This is a genomic window from Pristimantibacillus sp. Z349TD_6 (genome assembly GCF_056173205.1).
The window spans coordinates 6,879,829-6,890,388 of sequence record NZ_CM149662.1; the positions used below are offsets into that span (position 1 = coordinate 6,879,829).

9 protein-coding genes are annotated in these 10,560 nt (G+C 48.5%); all 9 read right to left on the reverse strand.

Annotated features, from left to right (window positions below; genetic code table 11):
* The 9 genes from gucD to AC0VYE_RS29895 all read right to left on the reverse strand — a co-directional run bounded on the left by gucD (nt 1) and on the right by AC0VYE_RS29895 (nt 10,502).
* On the reverse strand, nt 1-1,458 hold the full coding sequence (gucD, locus tag AC0VYE_RS29855; RefSeq protein ID WP_475444373.1) for an alpha-ketoglutaric semialdehyde dehydrogenase GucD: 1,458 nt from the start codon (nt 1,456-1,458) through the stop codon (nt 1-3).
* Nucleotides 1,459-1,491: 33 nt separating this feature from the next.
* Nucleotides 1,492-2,424, reverse strand: a complete 933-nt coding sequence (locus tag AC0VYE_RS29860) for a hypothetical protein (protein ID WP_475444375.1) — start codon at nt 2,422-2,424, stop codon at nt 1,492-1,494.
* A 49-nt stretch (nt 2,425-2,473) separates the two neighbouring features.
* The gene (locus AC0VYE_RS29865; protein WP_475444377.1) at nt 2,474-4,195 is read right to left on the reverse strand and encodes a dihydroxy-acid dehydratase; all 1,722 of its coding nucleotides are present in this window, start codon (nt 4,193-4,195) and stop codon (nt 2,474-2,476) included.
* A gap of 2 nt (nt 4,196-4,197) precedes the next feature.
* A complete protein-coding gene (locus tag AC0VYE_RS29870; protein WP_475444379.1) occupies nt 4,198-5,175 on the reverse strand; it encodes an aldose epimerase family protein in 978 nt (325 codons plus the stop codon).
* A gap of 14 nt (nt 5,176-5,189) precedes the next feature.
* A complete protein-coding gene (locus tag AC0VYE_RS29875; protein WP_475444381.1) occupies nt 5,190-6,536 on the reverse strand; it encodes a family 4 glycosyl hydrolase in 1,347 nt (448 codons plus the stop codon).
* Nucleotides 6,537-6,585: 49 nt separating this feature from the next.
* Nucleotides 6,586-7,365, reverse strand: a complete 780-nt coding sequence (locus AC0VYE_RS29880; protein ID WP_441911994.1) for an SDR family NAD(P)-dependent oxidoreductase — start codon at nt 7,363-7,365, stop codon at nt 6,586-6,588.
* Between the two features lie 36 nt (nt 7,366-7,401).
* Entirely contained in the window at nt 7,402-8,232 is an 831-nt protein-coding gene (locus tag AC0VYE_RS29885; protein ID WP_339205068.1) for a carbohydrate ABC transporter permease, read from the reverse strand.
* Between the two features lie 9 nt (nt 8,233-8,241).
* A complete protein-coding gene (locus AC0VYE_RS29890; RefSeq protein WP_083681827.1) occupies nt 8,242-9,108 on the reverse strand; it encodes a carbohydrate ABC transporter permease in 867 nt (288 codons plus the stop codon).
* Nucleotides 9,109-9,176: 68 nt separating this feature from the next.
* Complete coding sequence (locus AC0VYE_RS29895; RefSeq protein WP_475444384.1) at nt 9,177-10,502, reverse strand: ABC transporter substrate-binding protein; 1,326 nt, start codon at nt 10,500-10,502, stop codon at nt 9,177-9,179.
* Nucleotides 10,503-10,560: the final 58 nt, after the last annotated feature.

Sequence of the window (10,560 nt, forward strand, 5' to 3'; positions counted from 1 at the left end):
TTAAGCTTTCAAAAAAACGGTTTTAATTGAGGTGAAAAATTCGATTGCCGCTTGCCCCTGCTCTCTCGAATGCGAGCTGGATTGCTTCATTCCGCCAAATGGTGCCTGCAGCTCCACACCTGCCGTTTCCGCATTTATGCGTACCAAGCCTGCATCCATATCAGAGATAAAGGTCAGAATATGGCTAATATTTTGTGTATAAATAGAGGCACTCAGTCCATATTCCACGTCATTGGCCAGCGATAAAGCCTCCTTCAAGTCCACAAAAGGTATGAGCGCCAGAACCGGGCCAAAAATTTCCTCCTTGGCAATCGTCATATCCACAGTTACCTTTTCGAAGACGGTCGGTTGCACGTAATAGCCATTCGACAATTCCTCATCCTCCGGTATGCTTCCGCCATAGAGAAGGCTCGCTCCTTCCGCGATTCCCTTATTAATGTAGGAAAGAACGGTATTACGCTGCTTTTCATTGGCACAAGGCCCCATCCATGTGGTGGAATCCTTCCCATTTCCCAGCTTCAATTGTTTGACTTGATCCAGCAGCTTCGCCCGGAACGCTTCATAAATAGAGGCTTGCACGAGGACCCTGCTCGTAGCCGTACATTTTTGTCCCGTGGATTTCAAACCGCCGCTAATCGCTGCTTCTACCGCAAGATCGAGGTTAGCATCTTCAGCGACGATAAGCGGATTTTTACCGCCCATCTCCAATTGATACTTGGCTCCACGCGAAAGAGCCGCTTGGCCAATCTGCTTCCCTACTTTATTGGACCCCGTAAAGGTAATACCTTGAATATTGGAATGATTGGCAATACCGCCTCCAATTAAGGCACCGTCACCTGTGACCATATTGACAACACCAGGCGGAAAGCCTGCTTCCTCAAAGCATGCAAGCAGCTTTGCTGCCGTAATCGACGTTTCAATGGCTGGTTTTATGACAATCGTATTACCATAAATAAGCGCCGGTGCCATTTTCCACATCGGGATCGCAACCGGAAAATTCCACGGCGTTATGACACCTACGACACCTAGAGGCACTCGAGTGGTGAACATGATCGCCTCATGATCAGTTGAAGGAATAACGTCACCTGTCTTCCGCATGCCTTCCCCGGCATAATAACGAAGAATGGCAACTCCACGAGCCGTTTCACCTTTACATTCCGCAAGGGTCTTGCCCATCTCGCGCATCATAGTTCCAGCTATATCTTCCAGTCTTGCCTCCAAAAGGTTGGCTGCCTTGAACAGATAATCGCCCCGCGCTGCGCCCGGGAGCCTGCGCCATGCTTCTTTAGCACGATTAGCGGCATTCACCGCAAGATCAAGATCCGCTTCATTGGAATCTTGCACATATCCGACGATCTCAGACGAATTCGCAGGATTAATGCTTTCCGTCAACCTTCCGGTTGCGGATACGCTCCATTTTCCATCAATAAAGTTTAAATAGGTCTGCTCTGTAGCCATTTCTCTATTCACTCCATCCCTTGGGTTATCGCATTAGTGCACTGAGGGAATTCCCAGCCCTTCGGCAAACTTGTCGGATTGAATGGCAGACGAATGATATCGATCGAGAACTTGAATGCCCAAATGAGCTCTGCGCACTTTCTCCCTGCACTGCGCGATGGCCAGCTCCTTGTTGTGAATACCCGCCGGATACACGCTAACAGCATTTCGAAGCCCGAATTTCAGATAAACTGGCGAAGCGATTCTTACAATTTCCGGAATTTCATAGTTGCGGATAAAACCGCCCATATCGTCCGGCGACTCAATATAGAGATCGATCGGAGCATCAACCACGGTTCGAATCGATGACAGCTGCGGCAGAGTAATATCGCCAGGCAAATTCAAAGTAGTCCCGCCAAGCTCCGTAAAAATCCGAGCATTTACAGGGTTGGTTGGGCTCATCAGCGCTGAAATCTTAACGACTAAATTGGTTGGCAGCTGTCCCTTGATTTTCGCTTGATTGATCAGCCATAATAAGCCTTCATCCGCCACAAGAACGCTTCGAATGCCTAATTCAGCCGCACGAAATATTTCTTCCAATCCATAGAGCAGCTGATCCATTCCGGCGTGCCGCCCGCCTAGCAGCTTTCCGCTGCTGCTAAGAGACATCGCTCCGATATCGAAGCTCATTCGCGGCCCAACAAATAGGCATACCTCCATCCCTTCCGCCCTGCCCATTTGAACCATATCGTTAATTTCGGAATCGCTTAACAGCATAATTCCGCTGCCCTGAGAGACGCGGTTGACCGTTAGTCCAAATTTCTTGGCTTCTGCAATGACGCTCTCCATAATTGCAGGGCCCTCTACCGAAGGGATTTCCACACGGTAATGGGCTCCATCTTCAAATGTTTTTACGCTTGTCGCGAGCTGATACTGTTCTTTGTCCGGCAGGCCCAGACTAGCCGCAAACGCTTGAGCTTTATTCATCGTTGTTTCCCCCTTCACTCATTCCATATAGGTGAATGACTAACTTCTCTTAACCTCGTCCGACGATTGGTTCTATAAATTTAGCTTCCTCTTTCGAATTTGGACGCAGAAAATCAAGGTCGCAGCCTTGGTCGGCTTGCAATACATGATCCGCATGCAGCTTCATAAACCCTCGCTTATGCGAACGAACAGGCGACCAATCACGCAGACGCTCACGTATTTCCACATCCGCTAGCTCTACGCTAATCGTACCGTGATCCAGATCGACCACAATCCAGTCCCCGCTTCGAATGGCAGCGATAGGCCCTCCAAGCTGGGCTTCCGGCGAAACATGCAAAATATTCGTACCAAAGCTAGTTCCGCTCATTCGGGCGTCGCTGATTCGTACCATATCCCGAATTCCTTGCTTTAGCAGCTTCTTCGGAATCGGCAGCGCTCCCCATTCGGGCATCCCTGCTCCCACCGGTCCGCAGTTTCGCAGCACTAACACGGAGGTCTCATCGACCTCCAGCTGTTCGCTATCTATGGTTTCATTCATCTCTTCATAGCTATCGAATACTATGGCTTGGCCTCTATGCCGGTGACTGATTAAGGAACTAGCCGCTCGTTTCAGAACAGCTCCCGCAGGAGCGAGATTGCCTGTTAGTATGGCAATGCCCGCTTCCGATTTGAAGGGCTCGGCCACCGAATAAATAACCGTATCCGTATAGGCTGGATAATCGCGATAACATTCTTCAAGCGTTGTTCCAAGCGCGCTCAGACAAGTCGCATCCAGCTCGGGCAGCAGTCTGCTGATCACCGCTCCAAGCCCGCCTGCTTCAAAAAAATCATCCATGCTGTACTCTCCGCTCGGCTGGAGATTGACCAAAAGCGGGATGCCCTTAGATTTTTCTTCATAGCGCTTCAAAGGGATATGGATCCCGAGCCGCCCTGCAATCGCAGTTAAGTGGATAACCGCATTGGTAGAGCCGCCAAGCGCTGCCAGCAGCTTGATGGCATTATCGAATGCAGCTTCCGTCATTAGACGAGCCGGAGTCAACTCTTCCCTAACCATCGCAACAATTCGTTTACCCGTTTCTTCGGCTGCCCATTTACGGCTGGCATGCGTGGCCGGAATCGTGGAGGTGCCTGGCAGCATCATGCCGAGAATCTCCGATAGGCATTTCATCGTAGAGGAGGTGCCCATGACAGGACATCCGCCCTGCGTGCATGAAATGCATTTTTCCAGCTCGCTCCATTCCTCGTCTGTCAGAAGGCCCGCATTGTAATCATCCATCAGCTTCCAAAGATCCGTACCATAATTCACTTTCTTCCCGCGAAAGGAACCCGAAGCCCGGTGTCCGGCAGCAAGCTGCAGCGAAGGAATATTGCTGCTCGCTGCACCCATAAGCTGGGCGGGTGTTGTCTTATCGCATTCGCAAAGCAGCACTGCACCGTCAATGGGCAATGCCCGAATGGATTCCTCAACGTCCATCGCCATCAAATTGCGATAAGGCAGATCGGAAGGCTTCATAAAATCAGCAGGTGTCGTGATCGTGTGCATCTCAAGCGGATATCCTCCGGCAAGCAGCACTCCGCGTTTGACAAACTCGACTAATTCTTTATGGGGCGCATTACAGCTATTCAAATCACTCCAGGAGTTGAAGATGCCAATAATAGGCTTGCCTACAAATGATTCGGGAACATGTCCATTAGCCCTCATGGCCGACAGATGCTGGAATCGCGTTTCCTTCAACGGGTGTTTAAACCATCGGTCACTGCGCAAAGACATGCTCAAATCACCTCTTCCATCCGAATTCGTGTTGTTGTTGTCACTTGCTCGCCAGGCTGAAGAACACGGAAGCCCGTCAGCTCCTGCGGAAGCTGCAAGTTTGGTGCATTCGTTATCCAAGTATAAGGCTCTGGGCACAAATAACCCTGCCGTGCATCATGGTTGTAGACCACCCAATGCTTAAATTGCTCGTCCGCGCTGTACACAACGCGAATGCCGGAATTCAGATCGGTCAGCACTGCCTCATTGGCTCCCGATTCTGCTGTCTGAAACGCATCGTCCAGCGCGTGCTCGACTAAGCTTTTCCCCTCGCGCAGCTCCTCCAAATAAGGAATATCCACTAGTTCGCCGGTTGGCAAGAAACGTTCGTCCAACACCCACTGCTTATCCGCATTGAGAGAGAATCGACATTTCGCCAGATCTCCAGAGCGGTCGAACGGATAATTAAAGGTCGTATGATAGCCCAGTCCCCAAGGAAATGGCGCGGCATCCTGGCTGCTGATTGTCGCTTTAATCGTGAGCGTTGCCCGCTCCAAGATGTAACTCATTTGAACACTAAATGAATGTGGAAACCGAGTTAAAATCGCTTCATGCTCATCGGAATGAATGATCGTCTCCAGTACGATCCTCTCTCCCTCTGCCTCCGCCCGTAGAAGCTTCCACGGCGCATCAAATAATAAGCCATGGGTATGATTGTGTTCAGCAGCATCATTAATATCAAACTGATAGTCCCTGCCATAAAAAGCGAACCTGCCATCGGCAATGCGATTGGGAGGGAAGAGGATCGGCAGGCCATACAAGATAGGATCTGCCTTAAACATCTCCTGACTTTCCGGAAATCGCAGCAATTCAAGATCTTTATTTTTTAATCGCAAAGATAGCAGGTTGCTTCCCCAAGCCGGTACCAGCGTGAACGCCAGCTCCTCATTCTGTACCCTTATTGCCGTTTCCCCATAAAGCTCAAACTGTTCGATAGCCAATTCTGCCTGCCTCCTTAATTAAAGTGCTGTCTCATCGCAGCAAGGCTAGGCAATTTAAGGATATCATCCAGCAGCGCACGAGCCTGTTTCTCGGAACGGGTCCACGGATCCATCATAATTAGCTGAACAAGATCTTCAAGATTCCCGCTATCATAGGCCTGCAGCTCCATTTCCACGGGAGCGACACGATCACGAAGCGCAAAGTTAATCAGAGGCTTAGGCAAGCCTTTGGTCTTAATGCCTTGAACGCCAATTCCACTGACGTAACAAGGAATTTCCACTTGAAAATCGAGCGGGATACCCGGCACGTAGTTGCTGTCATTCAATATATTAAGGATCATCACTCTAGGCACATCACATGCTATCGCTTCAATAAACGGAATCATTGGTTCTGACGAATGCACTGGCGGGAAATGATCCATAACTGCTTCTGTCGTATTTTCGGAAACCTTCCGAATCCTCTCTACGCCAGCTGCACCTCCCGCGAAGTAAAGATCACGCCACCAAGCCTGAGGGTCTTCCTTATAGAGTTGCTCCGTCTCTTGATCCGCATGGTGCCAAGCCGGCCAAGAGCCGCCGCCCGGATTTCCCGTATCGCCAATTGGAAATACGCCGAATTTCTTATAGAGATCAAGCGCTTTGGGACCTAACCAGTCGCAGGTAGCGCAGTTCTCAATATAAGCAGCCGATTTTTCTTCGATCCAGCGATCCAAAATAGGAAATGCATTTTCCCCTTTGTATCGGAACTCGGTCAGCCAAATAAAGTGATTCACGCCTGGAATCTCATACGTAATATGATTCGGGTCAAGTCCGATCACCTCAGCCACAGCTTTTACCCCGTTAGAACCATGGCAGAAGCCTGCTAGCTTGGCTTGTGGATACTTGCGCTGCAAGTAGGTTACGCCCGCCATGACCGGGTTGGACACGAGCATATACCAAGCGTCCGGACAAATTTCCAAAATATCCAGCATAACCGATTCCATCAGGCGCAGCTGATCGAAATTAATCCAGAAACCTTCGTCATGCATCACATGCAGGCTCCCGCCAAACCGATAACCGTGCTTCTGGGCAATATCCCATCCGTCCTTCAAACGCTGATGGCCTCCGACCAGCGCAGCAAGCACGACGAAGTCGGCTCCACTAAGCGATTCTCTCCGGTCCGTCGTTTTTTCCAGCACCAGATGGATATTAGCTTCTTTGGCATAGCGTTCGCAAAGGGAATATGCGCTTTCCAATCTCTGCTCATCGATATCCATAAAACTGACGACACTGCCTTCAAGAGAAGGCGTCAAGCAGATGTCCTTGATTAGGCTGAGGGAGAACATCGCAGAGCCTGCTCCGATAATACTAATTTTAGCCATAGGTATAACCTCCATATGAGAGTGAATGATTTTGAATGAGGGCTTGTTATCAAATCGCAGCCGATGCTGCTCCGTCAATGCTTAGATTAGAGCCATTAACGACGACCGATTCGTCGGAGGCTAGGAATAACACCGCATACGCGACTTCGCGCGTCGTTGCCATTCTTCCGAGCGGCTGCTGCTGTTTAATGATCGGGTACAATTTATCCATTCCGCCCATGCTTTCGGCAAGACGGACGTTCATATCCGTCTCCACCCAGCCTGGCGAAATCGAATTGCAGCGGATGCCTTTCTCGGCATAGGAGACGGCAATCTCTTTGGTTAAACCAATAATGCCTGCTTTGGAAGCAGAATAAGCGGTATAGCCAGGCTCCGTTAAGGAGGCCATGACCGAAGAAGTATTAATGATGGAACCGCCATTTCTCTTGAGCATCTCAGGGATCGCCTTTTTACACATTAAGAACATCGACTTTAAGTTAACCTGCAGCACTTCATCCCAAGTTTCTTCCTCATAATCCAAAATATCGCCAACAGGCATAATGCCCGCATTGTTAAAAACGATATCAAGCCCGCCGTAAGCGTTGACCGCGCTTGCCACCGCATCTTCAGCCGTCTTCATCAGGCCCACGCTGCCGCATACGATCTCGCAGCTTCCGCCCATTTGGCGAATTTCGGCAGCCACATCGTTTAATTTTTCCTCGTTGATGTCGACCAGGATAAGACTCGCGCCTTCTTCAGCAAAGAGCAGCGCCGTTCCTTTACCGATTCCTGATGCCGCTCCTGTAATAATCGCTACTTTTGAAAAGAGGCGTCCTTGCTTCGTACTCATGTGATGACATCCTTTCCTATCCTCATTCGATATCGTTTATTTAACAGCTCCAATAACCAGCCCTTTACGAATATAGCTTTGAAAAATAATATAAATCGCAATGGGCGGTAGCGAAGCAAGCAATAGCCCTGACAATAACAGCGGGTAGTCTGAGCTGAACCGATTGAGCACAGTCGCCACCGCAACGGTTACGGTCTTTAAGCCATCCGATTGCAAATAGATGAGCGGGGTTAACAAATCGTTCCACCAGTTCGTCGCATTAAAGATCGAAACCGTGACCACGCCTGGCAAGCTCATGGGCAAAATCACTTTGAACATCGCCTGATGATATTTGGCACCGTCTATTTTTATCGCTTCGAGCACTTCATCGGGCATGGCTCTCATTAGTGAAGTGAGTAAGAAGACCGTGCTCGGAATAGCCGAGACAGACCAGATGGTCACCACGGATATGATATGGTCGGTCCAGCCGATCTTTGACATCAACAAATAGTTTGGAATGATAAAAGTAATACCCGGTATGGTCATCGTAGCGATCATAATAATATAAAACCCGTTGCGGTATTTGAATTTTAATTTGGCAAAAGCATAGGCCGCTGGAATAGACAAGGCTAGGGAAGCAACTAAGCTGAGTCCTACGTAGACGAGCGTATTGCCAAACAACCGAACGAGAGAGAAACGATAAATGAGTGCGATGAAGTTATCAAAATACCAGGTTTTTGGAAGACCCATCGGATGTTTGATATATTCTATCGTCGGCTTCATACTGCTGATAGCCATGTAGAACAACGGATACATCGCCATGAAGGCAATGACAGCGAGCACGATAAAAATCAGAAATCTAACCATTCTTCTAGAGGCTGTTTTCATAATGTCCTCCTATTGCTCCAAGCGCTTGGATATTTTCAACTGAATCCAGGTAATGAACATAACAATGAAGAACAAGAATACCGAAAGCGCGCTCGCATAGCCCATATTTCCGCTTCGGAAGGCTTGAATATAAATCATATAATCGATCGGTGTTGTCTCGTAACCGGGCCCGCCGCCTGTGATCGAATAAACAAGGCCAAACAGCCCGACAAAAACGTAAATAACATTGACGATCGTAAAGTAAAATATCGCTGGATATAACGACGGGATGACGATGTACATTAATCGCTGACGCCAATTGGCTCCGTCTATTTTGGCCGCATCAAACAATTCATTGGAGATCGAAGATAACCCCGATAAAAAAATGAGCGTTCCTTGGCCCAGCGTCTGCCAGTAAAAACATAAAATCAAGATCATAAATTCGGTCGGCACCGTATTCAGCCAATCCGTCGTGAACGCGCCAAGTCCGGCATTTTCCAGAAGCGTATTCACGATCCCTTTGTTCGTAAACATGGATTTTGCCAAAAAACCGATAACGACCGAGGAGAGGATCGCCGGCAAGTAATACACCGAACGAAACAAGCGCCACCCCGGAACCTCCTCATGCAGCAGAACCGATACCGTAAGCGATATGAACAAGATGCCCGGTACCGATAATAAAAAGATCAGATTGTTGCGCAGCATAAGCGGCAAATCGCCATTACTAAGGATCGTCTTAAAATTATCCCAGCCAACAAACGTAGAAGTGACCCCATCCCATTCTGTAAAGCTATGAAAAAAAGTGTTAAACATGGGATAACCTACGAATACAGCTAGTAACAGAAAAGCCGGCAGCAAGGAGAACAAACCTACCCATCGTTCTTGCTTGAGACCCATCCTTCTATTCCTCCTTGCCTTTTGGTAGAAAGCGACCTCCTTTCCTATGAAGGCCGCTCCTTAACCGCCTATTTATTTTTCAGAAGCGAATCGCGTTTCTGGTCGATTTTTTTCATAAATTCCTCTGCCGTCATTTTCCCGCTGGAAACCAGGGATTGCAGCGACATCATCTCGCTTGTCAGCTCCGCTGGGTAAACATTGTCCGGCCAGAAAATAGTGCTAGGTTCGTTGGCCATATCCTGCATCGTTTTCACTAGCGGATCGGATACGTACTCGTTCACATCCACATCGTTGACGACTGTAATGCGTGCTTCGCCCGACTTAATTTTGTTGATTTGCTCTTCCTTGCTCATCAGGAATTTGACGAAATCAGCCGTTTCTTTCTTGTGCTCCGAGTAGTTCGTCACCACAAACGCAGCGCCCACCCCGCCAGGACCGCCATCGTGGATTTTGACATCCTCGCTGAAGTCTGGAATTTTCATAAAGCCGACCTTGTCGCCCATCTCCTTGCTGAAGTTCAGGATGTCCGCATTTGCTCCAACCGTCATGCCGAGCTGCTCTTGAATAAACAGTTGTCGAACTGAATCATCGGCAATGACCAAGTTTTTCTCGAACAGCTCGCGCCAGCCCTTCATGACATTCACCAGCTTAGGATCGGAGAAATTGGTTGTGCCTTTGACCAAGCTGTCGAGGCCCGGAATATCCACCGTTTGAGCAATCCAATAATCCGGTACATGAAGGAAGCTGTCTTTAAATAAACCAAGCGGTGTAATATCCTTCGTCTTCACTTTCTCCAGCATAGCCACAAACTCTTGAAAATTTTTCGGGCGCTGGGCAATGGGATCGATTCCGGCATCCGCAAAAATTTTCTTGTTATACGCTAGAAGAAAAGTTCCGTCTGTCCCAAATGGAACGCCATAGGCTTTGCCATCGGCCGTAAAGTCTTCCGTTGTTGCACTCCATCCAACGATTCTGGATCTTTCTTCGCCTGAAAAGTAACTATCCATCGGCTCTAAAAATTGCTTAAACCGAAGCATATAGGAACCTGACCAGAGTACCGTTAAATCAGGACCGTTCTTGGCAATGCTGGCCGTTTGGAATTTAGCAAATAGCTCATCTCCCGAAGGTACGTCCTGCACATCAATCTTCACATTGGGATGAGCCTTCTCATACCTTGCAACGGCCTGAGAAATGTAGAAGTCTTCTTTTTTCTTCGCTTTGTTATTTTCATCAATGGTCGCAAACCCTGAATTCCAGAAAACAATGTTGACTTTCTCCTGTCCTTCTCCACCGGTAGAAGCGCTTTCATTTTCATTCTTGGAACATGCAGAAAGCGTCATTGTAACCAGCATCATTAAAGCTATACTTAAAACAGACCATCTTCTCATTCTCATGGAAACCTTCCTTCTTTCGTTAGTTGATGTCTTGCTTCCTAGTATAGAAGCTTTCCAT

What these genes read in the sequence shown, in the direction of transcription:
- gucD (WP_475444373.1), bottom strand. Translation starts at nt 1,458, where the DNA reads ATGGCTACAGAGCAGACCTATTTAAACTTTATTGATGGAAAATGGAGC.
- AC0VYE_RS29860 (WP_475444375.1), bottom strand. Translation starts at nt 2,424, where the DNA reads ATGAATAAAGCTCAAGCGTTTGCGGCTAGTCTGGGCCTGCCGGACAAA.
- AC0VYE_RS29865 (WP_475444377.1), bottom strand. Translation starts at nt 4,195, where the DNA reads ATGTCTTTGCGCAGTGACCGATGGTTTAAACACCCGTTGAAGGAAACG.
- AC0VYE_RS29875 (WP_475444381.1), bottom strand. Translation starts at nt 6,536, where the DNA reads ATGGCTAAAATTAGTATTATCGGAGCAGGCTCTGCGATGTTCTCCCTC.
- AC0VYE_RS29880 (WP_441911994.1), bottom strand. Translation starts at nt 7,365, where the DNA reads ATGAGTACGAAGCAAGGACGCCTCTTTTCAAAAGTAGCGATTATTACA.
- AC0VYE_RS29885 (WP_339205068.1), bottom strand. Translation starts at nt 8,232, where the DNA reads ATGAAAACAGCCTCTAGAAGAATGGTTAGATTTCTGATTTTTATCGTG.
- AC0VYE_RS29890 (WP_083681827.1), bottom strand. Translation starts at nt 9,108, where the DNA reads ATGGGTCTCAAGCAAGAACGATGGGTAGGTTTGTTCTCCTTGCTGCCG.
- AC0VYE_RS29895 (WP_475444384.1), bottom strand. Translation starts at nt 10,502, where the DNA reads ATGAGAATGAGAAGATGGTCTGTTTTAAGTATAGCTTTAATGATGCTG.